The 19,390-nt window shown below is 56.5% G+C and carries 12 protein-coding genes; 1 reads left to right on the top strand and 11 read right to left on the bottom strand.

Annotated elements, in window-relative coordinates; all coding sequences use genetic code 11:
* Nucleotides 1–202 precede the first annotated feature (202 nt).
* Nucleotides 203–1,534: an amino-acid N-acetyltransferase gene (gene argA / locus ACQG0T_RS18440; protein WP_271040442.1), complete on the top strand. Its 1,332-nt coding sequence runs from the start codon at nt 203–205 to the stop codon at nt 1,532–1,534.
* Nucleotides 1,535–1,563: 29 nt separating this feature from the next.
* Here argA and recD read toward each other — a convergent pair whose 3' ends face one another.
* The 11 genes from recD to ptsP all read right to left on the bottom strand — a co-directional run bounded on the left by recD (nt 1,564) and on the right by ptsP (nt 19,386).
* Nucleotides 1,564–3,387, bottom strand: a complete 1,824-nt coding sequence (recD, locus tag ACQG0T_RS18445) for an exodeoxyribonuclease V subunit alpha (protein WP_271040443.1) — start codon at nt 3,385–3,387, stop codon at nt 1,564–1,566.
* Entirely contained in the window at nt 3,384–6,926 is a 3,543-nt protein-coding gene (gene recB, locus ACQG0T_RS18450) for an exodeoxyribonuclease V subunit beta (RefSeq protein WP_271040444.1), read from the bottom strand. The genes recD and recB overlap by 4 nt, the downstream gene beginning before the upstream one ends.
* Nucleotides 6,923–9,805: a pitrilysin gene (ptrA, locus tag ACQG0T_RS18455; RefSeq protein ID WP_032102913.1), complete on the bottom strand. Its 2,883-nt coding sequence runs from the start codon at nt 9,803–9,805 to the stop codon at nt 6,923–6,925. Before ptrA ends, recB begins: the two co-directional genes overlap by 4 nt.
* Before the next feature lie 139 nt (nt 9,806–9,944).
* The gene (gene recC, locus ACQG0T_RS18460; RefSeq protein WP_023295355.1) at nt 9,945–13,319 is read right to left on the bottom strand and encodes an exodeoxyribonuclease V subunit gamma; all 3,375 of its coding nucleotides are present in this window, start codon (nt 13,317–13,319) and stop codon (nt 9,945–9,947) included.
* A 12-nt stretch (nt 13,320–13,331) separates the two neighbouring features.
* Nucleotides 13,332–13,655 (bottom strand): prepilin-type N-terminal cleavage/methylation domain-containing protein, encoded by a 324-nt coding sequence (locus ACQG0T_RS18465; protein ID WP_023295356.1) that lies wholly within the window; start codon nt 13,653–13,655, stop codon nt 13,332–13,334.
* Complete coding sequence (locus tag ACQG0T_RS18470) at nt 13,640–14,038, bottom strand: DUF2509 family protein (RefSeq protein WP_023295357.1); 399 nt, start codon at nt 14,036–14,038, stop codon at nt 13,640–13,642. Before ACQG0T_RS18470 ends, ACQG0T_RS18465 begins: the two co-directional genes overlap by 16 nt.
* Nucleotides 14,035–14,595 carry a prepilin peptidase-dependent protein gene (locus ACQG0T_RS18475; protein WP_015571748.1) on the bottom strand — a complete coding sequence of 187 codons (561 nt, stop codon included), beginning with the start codon at nt 14,593–14,595 and terminating at the stop codon, nt 14,035–14,037. The genes ACQG0T_RS18470 and ACQG0T_RS18475 overlap by 4 nt, the downstream gene beginning before the upstream one ends.
* Nucleotides 14,586–15,050, bottom strand: coding sequence for a prepilin peptidase-dependent protein (locus ACQG0T_RS18480; RefSeq protein WP_017692737.1), 465 nt, complete (start codon nt 15,048–15,050; stop codon nt 14,586–14,588). Before ACQG0T_RS18480 ends, ACQG0T_RS18475 begins: the two co-directional genes overlap by 10 nt.
* A 184-nt stretch (nt 15,051–15,234) precedes the next feature.
* On the bottom strand, nt 15,235–16,029 hold the full coding sequence (thyA, locus tag ACQG0T_RS18485) for a thymidylate synthase (RefSeq protein ID WP_015571751.1): 795 nt from the start codon (nt 16,027–16,029) through the stop codon (nt 15,235–15,237).
* Nucleotides 16,030–16,035: 6 nt separating this feature from the next.
* On the bottom strand, nt 16,036–16,911 hold the full coding sequence (gene lgt / locus ACQG0T_RS18490) for a prolipoprotein diacylglyceryl transferase (RefSeq protein ID WP_003862787.1): 876 nt from the start codon (nt 16,909–16,911) through the stop codon (nt 16,036–16,038).
* A 228-nt stretch (nt 16,912–17,139) separates the two neighbouring features.
* Nucleotides 17,140–19,386, bottom strand: coding sequence for a phosphoenolpyruvate--protein phosphotransferase (gene ptsP / locus ACQG0T_RS18495; RefSeq protein WP_015571752.1), 2,247 nt, complete (start codon nt 19,384–19,386; stop codon nt 17,140–17,142).
* Nucleotides 19,387–19,390: the final 4 nt, after the last annotated feature.

The following is a 19,390-nucleotide window of genomic DNA, read 5'->3' on the forward strand; positions in this document are numbered from 1 at the left end:
TAATGAACAAAACGCCCAAATTGACCGAAAACTTTAACGAATGACGCATAAACTGTCATCTATAAAAGGGTAAACAATCATACGTTAACGCACGGATTACTTATTATTTTCTGTGGGTCGCAGAAAATTTAGGCTTGCACACGCGGCCACAATCGAATAAAAATACAGAAATTACGAATAAACATTCACTAAGGGTTGTGTCATGGTTAAGGAACGCAGAACCGAACTGGTCCAGGGATTCCGCCATTCTGTTCCCTATATCAACACCCATCGGGGAAAAACGTTTGTCATCATGCTTGGCGGCGAAGCCATTGAGCATGAAAACTTTTCCAGCATCGTCAATGATATCGGCCTGCTGCACAGCCTCGGCATCCGTCTGGTGGTGGTGTATGGCGCACGTCCGCAAATCGAAGCCAACCTGGCCGCCCATCACCATGAGCCGATCTACCACAAACACACGCGCGTGACGGATGCGAAAACCCTCGAGCTGGTCAAACAGGCGGCGGGTCTGTTGCAGCTCGATATCACCGCCCGCCTGTCGATGAGCCTGAATAATACGCCGTTGCAGGGCGCGCACATCAACGTGGTGAGCGGCAACTTTATCATCGCTCAGCCGCTCGGCGTGGACGATGGCGTGGATTACTGCCACAGCGGCCGCATCCGCCGTATTGATGAAGAAGCCATTCACCGCCAGTTAGATAATGGCGCGATCGTCCTGATGGGACCCGTTGCCGTCTCCGTAACGGGTGAAAGTTTTAATCTGACCTCAGAAGAGATTGCCACCCAGCTGGCCATCAAGCTGAAAGCGGAAAAAATGATCGGCTTTTGCTCCTCACAGGGTGTTGTGAACGATGAGGGCGTGATTGTGCCAGAACTTTTTCCGAATGAAGCCCAGGCGCGCGTCGAAGCGCTGGAAGCAGAAGGCGATTACTATTCCGGTACCGTGCGTTTTCTGCGCGGCGCCGTTAAAGCGTGCCGTAGCGGGGTGCGCCGCAGCCACCTGATCAGCTATCAGGAAGACGGCGCGCTGTTGCAGGAGCTGTTCTCCCGTGACGGGATCGGTACGCAGATCGTCATGGAGAGCGCCGAGCAGATCCGCCGTGCCACCATCAACGATATCGGCGGCATTCTGGAGCTGATCCGTCCGCTGGAACAACAGGGCATTCTGGTTCGCCGATCCCGTGAGCAGCTGGAGATGGAGATCGACAAGTTCACCATCATTCAGCGGGATAACCTGACCATTGCCTGTGCGGCGCTTTATCCGTTCCCGGAAGAGCAGATTGGCGAAATGGCGTGCGTCGCCGTGCATCCTGATTACCGTAGCTCCTCACGGGGGGAGCTGCTGCTTGAACGCGTGGCGGCACAGGCGCGCCAGATGGGTCTGAGCAAGCTGTTCGTGCTTACCACGCGCAGCATTCACTGGTTCCAGGAGCGCGGCTTCACGCCGGTGGATATTGATTCCCTGCCGGAAAGTAAGAAAGAGATGTACAACTCCCAGCGCCGCTCGAAGGTGTTAATGGCGGACCTGGGATAACAGTCACCCTCTCCTGCTGGAGAGGGCGTTCACTCAACAGATTCAAATATCGCGCTTAATCCGCTTCTGCGCTCAGTACGGGTGGCAATCGCCTGACTCAACACGCGCTCATCCGCATACAGTGAAAGACGCTGGCGCGCACGGGTAATGGCGGTGTAGACCAGCTCGCGGGTCACAACCGGCGACAGCTGTGTCGGCAGGATCAGCGCCGCATGGTTGAACTCGGAGCCCTGAGATTTATGTACCGTCATCGCCCATGCCGTTTCATGCTCTGGCAGGCGGCTGGGCTGGACGGACTTCACGCTACCGTCCGGTAGCTGGAACCAGACGCGCAGACCGTTACCGCGATAGAGCGCAATGCCGATATCCCCGTTGAACAGCCCCAGCGCACTGTCGTTGCGGGAGATCATCACTGGCCGGCCCTCATACCATCGCGAATGCAGCTGACGGTTAATTTTGCGTTTCTGCACCAGCAGCTGCTCCAGCCTGTCGTTCAGGCCCGCGACGCCAAACGGCCCTTCCCGCAATGCGCACAGAAGCTGGTATTCGCCAAATGCGGCGATGACCTGCCCGGGCTGACTGCGCTGCTGCACGCAGCTCAGAAAATGCTGGTATCCCTGGAGAGCCTCCTCAAGCATAGCCTGATACTCTTCCCCGCTTTGCAGCGATTTCTTTTCAATGTCAGTGAAGGAACCGTCAAACACCGTGCGCGTGGCGTGCCTGTCGCCACGGTTGACCGCCGCAGCCAGTTGGCCGATGCCGGAGTCGCTACCGAAACGGTAGCTTTTTTGCAGCAGGCACAGGCTGTCACGCAGTGCGCCCGCGATCGGCGTGTGATCGGGTTCAAGCGAGCAACCGGTCAGACGGGCGAGCTCCTGCGCCCGCGCGGCGGTATAACCGTAACTGGCGTAGGTACAGATATCTCCCAGCACCGCCCCGGCTTCTACAGAGGCGAGCTGGTCGCGATCGCCCAGGAAAACCACGCGCGCATGGGGTGGTAGCGCATCGATCAGGCGCGACATCATGGTCAGGTCGATCATGGAGGCTTCATCCACCACCAGCACGTCCAGATGCAGCGGATTGCCCGCATGGTAGCGCAGCCGCTGGCTACCCGGCTGCGCGCCGAGCAGACGGTGCAGAGTACTTGCTTCACCCGGGAAAAGCGCAAGCTGCTCCTGGGTGAGCGGCAGCCGTTGCATCGCACCGCCCAGTGATTCGGTCAGACGCGCCGCGGCCTTCCCGGTGGGCGCCGCCAGACGAATACGGCATCGCTGCTCGCCTGAAAGCTGTATCAGGGCTGCCAGCAGCTTTGCGACGGTCGTTGTTTTCCCGGTTCCCGGGCCGCCGGATATCACCGAGATCCGCCGCGTCAGGGCGACGGCTGCCGCCACTTTCTGCCAGTCTGTGGCCTCACCGGAGTCAAACAGCCTGTCCAGCGTCTGGCGAAGCTGTGCTTCGTCGCAGGGAAGCGGCGCATTGGTCTCACTAAAGAAACGCGCTACCGTCAGTTCGTTTCGCCACAGGCGGTTCAGGTATAAGCGCTCCCCCGTCAGGATCAGCGGTGCCTGGTTGTCTCCCGGCCCGACGGCTGACGATTCACGCAAGATTTTCTGCCAGTCCACCTTATCTCCCAGCAGCGCAAAGCAGGACTGGAGGACAGGCGGCATTTTCTCGTCAACCACCAGACGCGAGAGCGGCAGACACACATGCCCCTCTCCGGCATCTTTACTCAACAGGGCAGCGGCAAGCATCACGGCGGGCTGGTCAGCGGCAATCATCATGGCAAACTGCACGTCCAGCTGACGCAGCACGCGTTGCTCTACCGCATCCAGCAATAAGTCCTGCATCGTCATGCCATCTCCTCCGTGTTTGCTGCAAACAGGTTATCCATTTTATTAATCAATTCCGCATCCGGACGAGTGCTGAAGATCCCGGAGCGCGGATCGGCAGCATCAACCCCGCGCAGGAACAGATAGATGACACCGCCAAAATGATCGTCGTAGCGATAATCCGCAATACGGTGGCGCAAATAGCGGTGCAGCGCCAGGGTATAGAGCTGATATTGCAGATCGTAGCGATGCATTTGCATGGCTGCCGCCATCGCCTGCTGGGTATAGGCTTCGCTGTTCTCGCCCAGCCAGTTCGATTTGTAATCCAGCAGGTAGTACCGTCCTTCGTGACGGAAGACCAGGTCGATAAACCCTTTCAGCATGCCCTGCACCTGACGGAAGTTCAGCGGCGGGCAACCGGCTGACAGCGGATCGTACTGACGGATGAGCGCATCGAGCGCGTCGGCCTTAAGCGGGCCTGCGACGGGCAGATAAAACTCCATCTCAACCTGCTTATTTTTAGCCGTTAACTGGCGAAGAGAGAAGCCCTGCGTCGTCAGCGGCGCCTGCAAAATGGCGTTGATCCAGTCAGTGAGAACGGGCTGCCAGTGCGCGTCATAGCCTCCGCTCTGCAACATCTTCAGCACCCACTCCTCACTGACAGGCTGGGTGAAATCAAGCTCTTCAAAGAGGCTGTGCAAAAAGGTGCCCGGCGACGCGCCGCGTGGGAACTGATGTGGAGTTAACGTCGGTTCAACCGGAACATCGCCCACCCCTGCGGCATCCACGTCCAGCTTCGGCATGAGATCCTGCGCAATACTTTGCCCGTGCTGTTGCAGGCCAGAATAGCTGGTGACGCGCCAGTCGTCGGCAAGCACCCGTGTGATCTGGCGCGCGTTAAGATCGGTCGCGGGCTCTTGCGCCATTTCCCAGCGGCTGTTGTCTGGCAGAGAAGGGATATGGAGGGCGATATCGTCTCCGCAAAGCGACTCAATACAGAGGCGCAACCCCGCCGCATCTTTCGGCTCACCACGCTGAATAAGCCGCCCTAAGGCGCTTAAATGGAAATCGCTCTCCCCTGTTTTCTCCCCGCGACGGCGGAAAACCGGCGCGACGCCCAGGCTGCAATGCCAGACAGAACGGGTCAGCGCCACGTAAAGCAGGCGCAAATCCTCCGCCAGACGCTCCGCTTCCGCCAGCTCAACGCTGGTTTCCGCCTTGCTGAGATCGAGCACCGCATCGAAAGTCTCGCGATCATGATAATAGGCCTGATCCTGAACGCGGTAGTTAGCGATAAAGGGCAGCCAGACCAGCGGATACTCGAGACCTTTCGATTTGTGAATGGTGACGATTTGCACCAGATGCTTATCGCTCTCAAGACGCATCTGCTGGCTTGAGGCGTTACTGTTTGGATCCGCGATTTGCTGCGCCAGCCAGCGCACGAGGGCATGTTCACTTTCAAGCTGGGTGCCGGCTTCCTGCAACAGTTCGCTGATGTGTAAAATATCGGTAAGACGCCTTTCACCGCCGGATGACGCCAGCATATTTTCGGCAATCTGACGCCGCGTCATCAATTCGCGCAGCATCGCCATGACGCCGCGTTTTTGCCAGCGTTCACGGTAATGGACAAACTCTTCCACCACCGTATCCCATGCGTTTTCGTCATGGTTGAGCTCATCAATATCGCGCGCGTTCAACCCCAGCATAGAGCTGGCCAGCGCGCTTCGAAGCGTATTTTCGCGCTCCGGGGCCAGCACCGCCTGAAGCAGCCAGAGCATTTCCTGGGCTTCCAGCGTGTCGAACACGCTGTCGCGGTTAGAGAGATACACTGACGGAATATCCAGCAACGTTAGCGCATCGCGGATTAGCGCCGCTTCCTGACGACTGCGCACCAGCACGGTAATATCAGAGGCTTTAACAGGATTTGCCTGTTCCCCCTGCCAAAGCAGCGCCTCGCCGCGCGCGCCTGCGCTCAGCCAGTCACGGATTTGCGCGGCGCAGTGCTGGGCCATCGCCGCCTGATAGTCGGCAACCCCATAGCCTTCCCCTTCCAGCAGCCAGAAGGTCATGGCGGGTTGCACCGCGCTACTGACTTCGAAGCGCAGGGATGCGTTTTTTGGGGCGGATTTCACCGGCAGGAAAGGGATTTCATTGAACATGAACGCCGTCTCCATACGGCTGAACAGCGCATTGACGCTCTCAACCATCCCCGGAGCGGAACGCCAGTTAGTGTCTAACGTGTAATGCGCGACAACTTCACTACGGGCTTTCATATAGGTGAAGATATCTGCCCCACGGAAGGCGTAAATCGCCTGTTTAGGGTCGCCTATCAACAACAGGGCAGTGTCGGGCTGCTGTCGCCAGATGCGGCGAAAAATGCGGTACTGCTGAGGGTCGGTGTCCTGAAATTCGTCAATCATCGCCACCGGAAAACGTGTACGGATCGCGCTGGCGAGCGCTTCACCATTCTCGCTGGACAGCGCCTCGTCCAGGCGGCTCAGCATGTCATCAAACCCCAGCTCGCCCCGGCGACGTTTTTCGCGCGCGACGGCCTGGCGGATCTCCGTCATGGCGCGTGTGATCATCAGGTCATTGAGCGTTAATGGCTCCGCAAGCAGCGCATCAATCGCCACAAACAGGGAATGCTCAGGCACAATGCCGTCGGCTTTGGTTCGCTCGGTCAAAAAGCGCTGCGAAAATTTTTCCAGTGCGTCCGGAAGCTGGTAGCCCCGCGTCTCCTCCTGGGACCAGACGCTGATCTTTTCGATCCACTTCCCCTGGTTCCCACGGTTGAACTTGCGTCTGTCGATGCCTGAGTTTTCGATGATTGCATCAATTTCACCAACCGACTCATTCCACTTCTGCTTAAGCGCCGCAATTTTGGCGACGATCTTTTCATGGCGCGAGGCCAGCGTTTCATCGGCAGGCGGCGGAGATTTAATGACCGGCGCTTCGCCTTGCAGGTAACGGTCGATGGCGCGAAGAAGCTCTTCCGGACCTTTCCACAGGGCGTGAACCGCTTCGGCAATGTCGCGCTGCAATGGATAACAGTGACGACGCCAGAAATCCGCACAGGCCTGATAGCGAAGCTCGGATTCATCTTCAATAAGCTGCTGCTCAAAGAGCATGCCGGATTCAAACGCATTCAGGCTTAACATGCGCTGACAAAAACCGTGAATGGTGAAGACGGACGCTTCATCCATTTGCCGCTCGGCAAGCAGCAGCCATTGCGCAGCCTGTTGTTTATCCGCAATCTCGTCCAGCAGGCTCGCGTAGAGGGGGTTATCCGTCGTCTGACGCAGACAGGCGATGCGCAGCTCATGAATGTTGCTGCGAATACGGCCACGCAGCTCGGCAGTGGCCGCTTCGGTGAAGGTTACCACCAGCAGCTCTTCCACGCTTAACGGGCGCGAAAAAGCGGCATTGCCGCCGAGCCCCAACAGCAGACGCAGATAGAGCGCGGCGATGGTATAGGTTTTTCCCGTTCCCGCTGAGGCTTCAATCAGTCGCTCACCCTGTAGAGGTAAACTTAGGGGATCAAGCGGCTCAGCGGTATGGGTCATTCTTTCTTACTCCAGGGCATAGTTTGTTGCAGCGCGCTGACGCTCTTCCAGACGGTCCACTCTTTTGATTTTACGTAGTCCGTTTTCCCGTTCTGGCTGCCAGAAACCTGAGACAGGATGGCCATACCCTGCGGTTTTACTACCGCCTGATGGAAGAAATCGGCAACCTTTTGTGGCGTCAGCTGTTTTATTTCGGCCACTATTTTATCACGCGAATCAAATTTCATATTACCGCGATCAAAATCTTTGCTCAGCTGCGAGGCCTCTTCACCCAGCGTCTGCGGCGGCTGCATCACCTGGGCGATAACCGCCTGCTGGATCTGGGCAAACTCTTCCGGCTTCATGGCGCGCAGTTTTGCTTCCGCCTGCGGGAAGAACGCCTGATAACGCTGCCACAGGTAAGCGGGTTGCTTGTCGCTGCTTTGCAGAAGGAAGCCCAGCCCCCACTGACGGCCCACATTCATAGAGAAAGCGAATACCGCATAGCCCAGCTGCTCTTCGGTGCGCAGCTGGTTGTAAAACCACGGCTGAATAATTTGACCGAGCACCGCACTCTGGGCAGAGCTGGTAAATTCGTCATAACCGACAGGGACAAACACCGCGGCCAGCGCGGAATCCGTGCTGCTTCCCGCTTTTTCGAAGATCACGTTCTGCTTTTTCTCTACCAGCACATCCTGGTTACGGCACCACTCATCGCCTTTTGAACCCAGTTGCGCACGGACGTTTTGCGCCAGCGTTTTAGCCTGATGTTCGCTCATATTCCCTACAACCAGGAACTCCGGACGGGTATTGGTTTTCAGCGCATCACGGTAAGCCAGCACCTCTTTTAAGGTGACTGAGGGCAATAACGCGCGGCGATCTTCGCGCTGGAAGTACGGAATTTGCGACAGCATCTGTGCTGGCATAATCGCCTGATCGTAGGCTTTACCCTTCTCGGCAGAATCCATCATCTGGGCATACCAGGACTTAGCCTGCTCGAGCTGTTCTTCCGTAGGCGTATAGCTGAAATAACCGTCCAGCAGCGCCTGGAACAGCTGCGGCAAACGCTGGGTATAGCCGTTGGCATTCACCATCAGGCCGTTATTGGCGTTGGTGGAGAAACTGATACCACCAACGGCAGCCTGGTTGCTGAGCTGATCGAGAGCAATACCGGCCAGATAATCGTTAAGCGCAAACAGCACCTGGTTTCTGGCGCTGTCCATTGCTTTGGGGTTACGCAGCACCACGCTAACATCCGCTTTTGGCTCGTCGGCGAAATAGCGGCTTGGGGTGTAGACCACGCGCAGCGTCGGCTCATCAACAATCAGCTCCGGGTGCGGATACGCCTTTGCGGGTTTGATCAGCGAGAAATCGTCCGGGATGTAGGGGTTAAGTTCCGGTAACGTCAGCGCAATTTCCCCCGCCTTTTCCTGCCAGCCCGCGAAGGTCTGTTCGCTGATTTTTTCAACCTGATACGGGGCATCAACGAAGTAGGCCATTTTGTTATGCGGTTCGTTCGGGCTGATATACCAGACCCGAGCATTCTGCGGAGTCATCATCGCCAGACGCGCTTTGAGCGCTCCGGCGTCATACTGGTCGGCAATATTTACCGCATCCAGCGTATGTTCCACCGGCACGCGGATCATGGTATCTGCCAGCCACTCAACGTAGTCCATATCACGCGTGATAGAGGGATAGCGGAAATCGAGATCCAGCACGTGCGCCAGCTCGTCAAAGTAGCGTTTATCGACCCCTTTGTCGCGCAGCAGAGAGAGGTAACTGAAAATGGCCGCAACGACGTCGTCCCGGTGAGCCAGCCCTTTATCGGTCAGCGTCGCGGAGATGGCCAGCACGCCGCTATTCCCATTTACAACGGGATCGGAGTCAGCGCGAATACCTTCCACCAGCCCCTGCTTTTGCAGCCAGTCGGAGAGCGTACCCGGGCTGCGGTTGCCGATAAGATACGTCACCAGCTCGTCGGTTTTGCTGCGGAACTGCGCCGTGTTGTTATCAATACGGAATTCAACGCGTAACACCTTGCGCGGCAAGGCCGGCACATAGTGAATAACAATGCCTTTTTGCGCGTCCGTGACAACCGGCACGTTAATCTGCGGCAGATCGATATTTTTATTTGGCACCCTGCCGTAGGTCTGCGCGGCCATGTTTGCCAGCGTCGGCAACGGTTTATTGCTGTAGATAACCGCTTTCATCAGATTGGCGGAATAGTATTTTTCACGAAACGCATGCAGCGCATCGAGCACCGGGCTACCGGGCTTGTCGCTCAGTGTTTCAAGGTTGCCGCCTGAGAAGCGCGAACCCGGGTGCGCCGGATTGATGGTTTCAGCGCTAACCTGCGCCATGCGCATACCGTCTCGCGTGCGCGCCATCGTCAGTTCGGCGTTCACGGCATTACGTTCACGGTCAGCGTATTTTTTATCCAGCAGCGGTGCGGCGATGGCATCCGCCAGACGGTCCACCGCCCCATCAAGCGCATCATTTTCCACTTCCAGGTAAAACGCGGTGCGATACGGCGCGGTACTGGCGTTGTGGCTGCCGCCATGCATTTTCAGAAATTCGGACAGGCTGTCAGGCTGTGGGTATTTTTTAGAGCCCATCAGCGTCATGTGCTCAAGGTAGTGCGCCAGTCCAGGATGGGCGTCAGGATCTTCCAGCGAACCCACCGGCACAACCAGCGCGGAGAGCGATTTCACCGCCTGAGGATCGGAAACCAGCAGCACGGTCATCCCGTTATCAAGACGAATCGCCTGATACTCACGGGTGTCCTTATCGCTCTTACGGATTGTTTCCTTGACAGGTTGCCAACCGGAATCGGCCTGAGTGACGGGAGCCCAAAGGGCGATAAACAAAACAAACGCTTTGAACAAGGTGCTGCCTGGCATTACGACCTCTTTATCACGGCTACATCATTAACAACGTGCGTGCTGGACACGCCAGCATCTCTTTCTTTGGGTACATCAGTCCGTGATAAGAGGTGCATCATAAATGAACACCTCATACTGCGCAATTTTTATACAGCGCTCAGGACTGATTAAATTTGAACAACGGTAACAGGTAGCGTTGCGCCTCCTGGGTGATAATGTCGAAATATTCTGGCTCCAGCGTTCGCCATAAACGTTGATACCAGACATCGTCACCTTCGCCACGTACCATCATGTTCCCTTCGTAGGCCTGCAAAAACTTGCTGCGCGCTTTCTGGAGCGAAGCCTCATCCGTTAACATGGCATCATTCTGCGCGTCGTAACAGGCTTTTATCCACGCCCCCCCACTTTCAGGCAGCAAAAGCAGAGGTTTGTTCATGCCCTGACGGTAACCTTCAATATAAAGCGACAGATACGTCAACGCCTGCTCAGGCTCCATCGGCGGGAAACGCCATTCGCCGTCCTTACGTACAAACAACCGGCTTTCACCTTCGTGACCACTCGCACTGTAGACAAGATGTTCGAGCCAGAGTTGCAGGCCATGTGAAACGCTGAGCCTGGATGGCCGCCAGCGCAGCAGCCCGTCAGACTGCACGTGCGTGAGCCAGCCGCTGAGGTGCATACCGTTACAATCGAGATCGATTTCAATGCTGCTCGCCGGCTGCCGACACGCGATAACGCGGTCAGCAAGCGCTCGCATCTCCTCGCACTGGGCATCCCAGACGATTTCGCCGAATGCACCATACGGAAGTAATCCCGACGCCCTGTAACGTCGGAACAGTTTACTGGCGTCTTCTTCGTCAACCAGCGCATTCAGAAGCTGGGAATTAAGCTTAAAACGCTCCAGCCCATCAAGAATAAACGGTTCCGCATCGGGGATTTCGCTCTCTTCAGAGCGGAAATTCACCTGCAAGCGTTGCTGGAAAAAAGCCCGGACCGGGTGCGCCCAAAAACGCTGTAGCTGCTCAAACGAGAGGGTATCTATGACGCGCGGTTCGAGCGTCTGAATAAAATCGGTTTGCGGCGTCCCCGCTTTCTTCGCTGCGGGAAGCCACTCGCGGGCGTAGCTTTGCAGTTCATCAGGAACGTAATTGACAGGATCAAACGGCATACGGCTATGGTGACAGGTGATATGCGCTATCACCCGACGTTCGCTTTCGTCGCAGTTGCAGGCTTCATCCCCCGGCAGATAGTGGCTCTGTCCGATGTAATCCACCAGCTCCTGCACCAGCACAGACGGGAAACGCTCGCTGTTGTCCTGAATTGAACGACCGATATAGCTGATATACAGCCTGCTTTGCGCAGACATCAGCGCCTCAAGAAAGAGATAACGGTCATCATCGCGGCGGCTGCGGTCGCCCCGCTTCGGTTGTGCGCTCATGAGATCAAAACCCAGAGGTGGAAGCGCACGCGGATAAATACCGTCGTTCATGCCAAGCAGACAGACCACTTTGAACGGGATTGAACGCATTGGCATCAGGGTACAAATATTCACCGGCCCCGCAAGGAAGCGCTGGCTGATGCGCTCCTGATCGAGACGTTGCGTCAGCTCATCACGCAGAAGCGAAAGAGGAACCGCCTCGTGATAGTGCGAATTAACCCCCTCATCAACGATGGCCTGCCACTGCTTCTCGATAAGCGCCATGGCGGCTTCAGTTTCGCTGTCCGGCAGAAAGAAATCATTCAGCATTTCGCGGCAAATCGGCAGCCACTCTTCGAGCGGGCGGGGCTGCATCAACGCACGGCGCCAGCGGTTGAGCTGCATAAGCAGCGAGGCTAAGTGACCAACCAGTTCCGCGATCAACCCACTGGATTCATCGTACGGCAGCACGTCATTCCATTCGCCGTGGATGCTCTCCATCGCATACCCCAGCAGCATGCGCGTCAGGCCAAACTGCCAGGTATGCTGGCCGGTCGCAGGCAGTTCGAACTCCTGGACGTTATCATCGTCGATACCCCAGCGGACACCAGATTCGTTGACCCACTGGCGCAGATAGCGCAACCCCTCTTCGTTAATGTTGAAACGTGCGGCCAGAACTGGCACATCCAGCAGTGCCAGCACATCCTCAGAGATAAACCGGCTATCAGGCAGCAAAAGCAGGCTGAGAAAGGCCTGTAGCGCCGGGTGTGACTGACGAGCGCGACGGTCAGAGATTGCGTAGGGCAGATAGCGGTCGCCCGTTGCGCTGCCAAATACCGCCTGAATAAACGGGCTGTAGCTGTCGATATCCGCCACCATCACCACGATATCGCGCGGTGTCAGGGTTGGATCGTCCTGTAACATGGCCAGCAGGCGGTCATGAAGAATTTCAACTTCACGCTGTGGGCTGTGGCAAACGTGGATCGCGATACTGCGATCGTCAGGATCCAGTTTTCGCTTCTTGTCGCTTCGCGCAAACTCTTCGGCAGTGATCCCGGCAACGGCACGGTTTTCCAAATCCAGAATATCAAGCTGAATATTGTGCAGCAGGCTGTCCGGCGTAATATCCGCAAACGCATCCACATCCCCTTCTCCCGAAGAGGTGATATCTGAAAGCAGATAAATATAGTCGCGTCCGAGCTTGCCCCACGAGGCAAGCAGCGGGTTCGGCAGGTTCTGAATCCCTTCTTCATCAAAAAGCTGCGCCGCGTTTTCACTGTCTTTAAACAGCGGCACGGCGCGCTCTTCAAAGAGGCGCTTTCTCTGGCGGGTGACCAGCCGTGAAAGCCAGCGCGGATCCTGAATATCCCCCCAATAGTGTCGACACGGGTTGGTAAAGAGGATATGGATATCAGCGTGCTTACCGAGCGCTTTTAGCGCGTTCAGGTAGACAGGCGGCAGCGCGGAGATACCGCAAATGAACACGCGTGACGGCAAACGGGCTGGCCGTTCTGCGCTGTTCTCAAGTATTGAGATAAAGCGATCGTACAGGTTAGCACGGTGCCACTTAGGCTGACCGAGTTTCCCGGTATGCTCGACCAGCGCTTTCCAGAGCGGCGCCTGCCAGATTTGCGCTTCCGGTAACCCATCGACTAATTCTCCCGCTTCCCAGCGAATCAGCCATTCTGCACGGTAAACCAGATACTGGTCATAAAGGTCGGCAGTACGTGAGGCAAGCTGGAAAAGTTTACGCTTGTCGGTGTCGTCATTCAGGTAGTGGCGCAGCATGGCAAACTCATCATGCGCCAGCATGTCCGGCAGCAGCGTCATCAGTTTCCAGGCCATACTTTGTTTGTTGAAGGCGCTCTGCTCAGGAATATCCGGCAGGACGCGAACAAACATCTCCCAGATAAAGCTCGCGGGCAGCGGAAAATCGATGTTCGCCGCAATGCCAAATTTCTGCGAAAGGGACATTTGCAGCCACTGCGCCATACCGGTGCTCTGCACCAGCACCATTTCTGGCTCAAACGGATCGTCAAGACGCTCTTGCTCAACGATATACTCCATCAGTGCTTCCAGCACATCCAGACTATTTGAGTGGTAAACCCTTAGCATAAACGCTCCCGACTAGCGGCTAACCGGGCAATGCAGACGCGTCAACGCGCCCTGCCGCCCCATAGGAGAAATAAGTGTGACCGTGATGCTGACACATCCGGACTGTGTTGTCTGCCCCCGACTGACCTGCCAGCCCGGCGGGAGCGTTAATGTTGAGATCTGCGACTGATTCCACGCATGATGCCATAGCTGACGATACTGGCTAAGCGCCGCATACCGGGCTGCCAGCGCGCGATGATAGCCGGATAACGCCATCACAACCACAACCAGCAACATCATTGCCAGCAAAACCTCAACCATGCTAAATCCTTTTTGTCTGCTCAGGGTAACTGACATAGCGTACTTTCCTTAAGGGGGCAGAAATCACTCCAGCCGTGGGCGGAAAAGCGTATCTGCCCCTCCGAGATGTCCCCGCCTCGCCATAGCAATAGATTGTCATTGCCGGCAATAAGCAACACACGCGCCCCAAACAGCCTTATACAGACCCGCAAACGTTGTGTCTGTTTGCACTGAACCTCTGGCTGTAAAGCCCATTCCTGAACGCGCCCCCACTCCAGTGCAGATTGCACGGTAGCCTGCTGGCGAACAGACAAACTCTCGCCACTTACCAGCGTGCTAAAGGTTTGCAGCTGCTGATTTAATCCGGTGAGGATCAGCGTGCCGAGCACCAGTAATAGCAGGACCAGCGCCAGCGATGACATGCCCCGCTGACGATTCACAGATTAAACCCCGTTACGGTATGGCGAGCCGAAAAGGGTGCGGCCAGTTCACCTTTGCGGCGGGCACGCAGCTCGATACTGATGACCGGCGCAAAGCCATCATGATCGGTTTTAGTGACCATAAATTGCTCTATCAGGACCCGATCCGGGTCGGTGAGCTTATCCCATCCCTTACCGTCACAGGATGTGGCGCCCCGCAGCGTTTCAAGCGATCCGGACTCAAGCCGGAATCCCGTACTGTCGTTTTCTGATGCGGTGCTATCCCACTGGCCGTTGCTGTTCGCATCCCATAGCACAATCGCACATCGTCCTTGCCTGCCGATGATCATCCCCTGCCCCTGGCAATGCCCTGCACAATATCCTGCCCTCTGAAACTGTTTACCGATCGCGAACAGACGTTGCCAGACCTCATCCTCCAGCTCCTGCTGTCCAGATTGCAGTAAAACACCCCGCTGTAGCCCCGGTAAAAAACGTGACGTGCTGAGTAACAGAATGCTGCTTATCGTCATCGCAATAAGCACTTCCAGCAGGGAAAACCCTTTTCGATTTACTGGCATGCACCTTCTCCTGCGGCATTACACAGCCTGATACGTCCGCCATTTGAGACAATAACCCACCACCCACCAGCGCGGCTCTGCACGCGGATATGTCCGGCCCATGCGGTATCCCTTAAACCGTAAAATCCCAGCGCAGGGGTTATGTCGCTTATCGTGACCTCGGGCCACATCGGCTTCATCACGAACGGTCCGCCGCTGTCACAACCGGTCACCGCTGAACTGGCCAGACAGTTCTTTTCACCGTCGTTATACAGCGCGATCCTGTGCTCGCTGTTGTGACGGTTGGCGTCATTGCGCAAAAACACCAGGTAATCCCGCACCTGGCAGGCAGTTTGCCAAAGCCGCTGCCGCTGCTGCCAGCTGTCCCAGCCATAGAGCCCTGTGGCGCTGAGGATCACTGTCAGCGAAACGGCGATAAGGGTTTCGATAAGCGTAAAGCCTTGTTCGTTTTTCATGGCGGGAGTGTGGCGGAATAGCAGAAACGGTACGAGCGTCAAACCAGAACTTTACGAGCCGCTTTCCGGAGATTTTCACCCGTTGCAACGCGTTGCATCATCTCTGGAAACAGGCTCGAAAAACAAAACGGGCGTGAAAAAAAACCGGCGCTAAAGAGCACCGGTTGTGTCAGGATTTGCCGTATCAGATGGCGACAGGAGCTTTAATGCCGGGATGCGGGTCGTAACCCTCAATCTCGAAATCATCAAAACGGTAATCGAAGATCGATTCCGGTTTACGTTTGATCACCAGCTTCGGCAATGCACGCGGTTCGCGCGTCAGCTGGAGATGCGTCTGTTCCATATGATTGCTGTAGAGGTGGGTATCACCGCCCGTCCAGACAAAATCGCCCACTTCAAGATCGCACTGCTGCGCCATCATGTGCACCAACAGCGCGTAGCTGGCGATGTTAAACGGCAAGCCGAGGAACACGTCGCAGGAGCGTTGATAGAGCTGGCAGGAGAGCTTGCCGTCCGCCACATAGAACTGGAAAAACGCGTGGCAAGGCGCCAGCGCCATTTTATCCAGTTCCCCCACGTTCCAGGCAGAGACAATGATACGGCGCGAGTCCGGGTCATTTTTCAGCTGGTTCATGACGGTCGTGATCTGGTCAATATGGCGGCCGTCCGGGGTAGGCCAGGCGCGCCATTGCTTGCCGTAGACCGGCCCCAGGTCGCCGTTCTCATCTGCCCACTCGTCCCAGATGGAGACATTGTTTTCATGCAGATAAGCAACGTTGGTATCGCCTTGCAGGAACCAGAGCAGTTCATGAATGATCGAGCGCAGATGGCAGCGCTTCGTTGTCACCAGAGGAAAGCCTTCTTGCAGATTGAAGCGCATCTGGTGGCCAAAAATGGAGAGCGTACCGGTGCCGGTACGATCGTTTTTCGGCGTGCCCTCGTCGAGCACTTTTTTCATCAATTCAAGATACTGTTTCATGATTCCTCAGGAAAGTTGTTGCTGTGGACGACGACGATACGCCCAAATCATCATAATGGCACCCGCGACAATCATCGGGATGGAGAGGATCTGCCCCATGCTGATGTACTGTACCCATTCACCGGTAAACTGCGCATCCGGCTGGCGGAAGAACTCGACGATGATACGAAACGCGCCGTAGCCAATCAGGAACAGACCAGAGACAGCCCCCATTGGGCGCGGTTTGCGGATATACAGATTCAGGATGATGAACAGCACCACGCCTTCCAGCGCCAGCTCATAGAGCTGTGACATATGGCGCGGCAGAACGCCGTAGGTATCGAAAATAGACTGCCACTCAGGATGCGAAGGCAGCAGCGCGATGTCCTCCGCGCGGGAACCCGGGAACAGCATGGTAAACGGCACGCTCGGATCGACACGTCCCCACAGTTCACCGTTGATGAAGTTGCCCAAACGCCCTGCGCCCAGCCCAAACGGGATTAACGGCGCAATAAAATCAGCCACCTGGAAGAAGTTGCGTTTGGTGCGTCTGGCGAAGATCACCATGACCAGGATCACACCAATCAGCCCGCCGTGGAAAGACATGCCACCGTCCCAGACGCGGAACAGATAGAGCGGGTCGTTCAGGAATACCGGGAAATTATAGAACAGGACATAACCGATGCGACCGCCCAGGAACACGCCGAGGAAGCCGGCATAAAGCAGGTTTTCCACTTCGTTCTTCGTCCAGCCGCTGCCTGGACGACTGGCGCGACGGCCAGCAAGCCACATGGCAAAGACGAAGCCCACCAGGTACATCAGACCGTACCAGTGCAGCGCTACAGGTCCTATTGAGAAAATAACCGGATCGAATTCCGGAAAATGCAGATAACCACTGTTCATCTGTCACCACAAGATGTTGTTATTCCGCTGAAAGTGGACAGCGGGTGAATTGCATTCCCGCCGTTGGCAGGTGCTCCAAAGTTGCGAATCATAGCATAAGGCAGGCGTGGAGGATGCGCCTGAGATGTAAAAGATGTGTATAGGGTTTCATGCGCGCTGTTCCCCCTCACCCCATCCCTCTCCCTCAAGGGAGAGGGGGGCGTCCGAGCCGTCATTATTTTGTGGGGATCAGCGGCCGCCGCGGATCAAACCGCCCATGCCGCGTCGCTCCATAAACGCAGCCACCTGATGGCGCACTTCGGCTGCCAGCTGTGCTTCCAGGCTACGCGCGGCCAGTTCGCGCGCCTCATCTTGTTCGATGTGACGTAACAGGTATTTCACACGCGCAACGGAACGTCCGTTCATTGACAGGTGACGGAAACCGAGACCAATCAGGATCGCCACGCACATCGGATCGCCGGCCATTTCACCGCACAGGCGCAGGTCGATATTATGCTGCTCGGCTTCGCGGGCGATCATCGCCAGGGCACGAAGCATCGCCGGATGCAGGCTGTCGTAGATGCTGGCAACGCGCGTATTGTTGCGATCGACCGCCAGAATGTATTGCGTTAAGTCGTTGGTGCCAACGGAGATAAAATCAACGCGGGTCGCCAGCTGCGGCAACATAAAGACCATCGAAGGCACTTCAAGCATCACGCCAATACGGGGTTTAGGGATCGCATAGCCGATCATCTCTTCCACTTCGCGCCCTGCACGTTCTATCAACCGCCGCGCTTCGTCGATCTCGTCAATACTGGTGACCATCGGCAGCAAAATGCTGAGATTCCCCGTGGCCGCGTTGGCACGCAGCATCGCACGAACCTGGATAAGGAAGATTTCCGGCTGATCGAGGGTTATGCGGATCCCACGCCAGCCGAGGCAGGGATTCTCTTCACTGATGGGCATATAGGGCAGTTGCTTATCCGCGCCGACGTCCAGGGTGCGCAACGTGACGGGTTTATCGTTAAACATCTGCAACATGCCCTGATACTGCGCCACCTGCTCCTCTTCTGACGGGAAGCCGCTTTGCAGCATAAACGGTATTTCGGTGCGGTAGAGGCCGATGCCATCGATGCGGCTGCCGAGCTTCTCTTCATGCTCAGGGCTTAAGCCAGCATTGAGCATCACCTTCACCCGCTCACCGCTCTTGAGCTGCGCGGGCAGGTTGACGTCATCCTCCGCCAGCTTGCTTAATTCATTCTCTTCGCTGATAAGACGCTGGTACTCCTGAAGGAGAACCGGCTCAGGATCCACCAGCAACTCACCGCGGTATCCGTCCACCACCAGCGTACGGCGGTGCAGTACGGAGGGCTGAATATCCGCCCCCATCACGGTCGGAATACCGAGCGCGCGCACCATAATGGCGGCATGGGAGTTAGCTGCGCCATCGCGCACCACCACGCCCGCCAGCCTGTCCTGCGGTAATTCCGCCAGCGTCGTCGCCGAGAGTTCATCGGCCACCAGTACAAACCGGCTCGGCCAGGCATTCGCCCCCTGAATAGTATCATCAAGGTGGAACAGCAGACGTTGCCCAAGCGCGCGTAAATCGCCGGCGCGCTCTTTCAGATAACCGTCAGTCAGCACCGCAAACTGCTCGGCAAATTTTTCAATGACCTTTTTAACCGCCCACTCTGCCACCGAACCTTTATCGACCTCGGCAAATAACTCACGACGCAAACGCGCATCGGAAAGCAGGTGTGAGTAGAGGTCGAAAATGGCCGCCGTCTCTTTTTGCGCGCCAGCGGCAAAGCGTTTGCTGTAGCGACGAAACTCATTCGCCGCCTCTTCCAGCGCAGCGGTAAGCCGTTCGCGCTCAAGCGCTTCATCCAGCGTCGAGGCTTCATAGACCTGCTCCATCAGGGGGAGCGTGGCATCCATCCAGCCTTCGGCAATCGCGACGCCCGGCGAGGCCGGAAGCGCGCGGATGCGGGTATGACGATACTGCCCAAAAAGGGCTGCCAGCTGAGACTGGGAGAGGATCGCAGCCATCTGCGTTGCCAGCGTGACGAGGAAAGACTCCTCGCTTTCGTCGTACTGCCGCAACTCTCGTTGCTGGACAACAAGCACGCCAAGCAGTTGACGGCGCTGAATAATCGGCACGCCAAGGAAAGCGCGGAACCGCTCCTCTTTGACGGAAGGGATATATTTGAAGCTGGGATGTTTTTGCGCATCGGCAAGGTTGATTGGCTCCGCCAGTCGCCCGACCAGGCCAACAATACCTTCATCAAACGCGAGCGTGACGGTGCGTCCCCGTGGTTTTTTTAAACCGCGGGTTGCCATCAGGTAGTAGCAACGTCGGTCATGGTCGGCCAGGTAGACCGAACAGACCTCGGTTTCCATCGCAAGACAGATGTCCGTCACCAGAATATTCAGCGCCTCGTTGAGGCGAGGCGCACTGGCAACCTTTTCAACTATTTCTCGCAAGCGGGTGAGCATGATT

Origin of the sequence: Enterobacter cloacae complex sp. 302F9, from assembly GCF_050030335.1 — a bacterium.
GTDB classification, from domain to species: Bacteria; Pseudomonadota; Gammaproteobacteria; order Enterobacterales; family Enterobacteriaceae; genus Enterobacter; species Enterobacter hormaechei_C.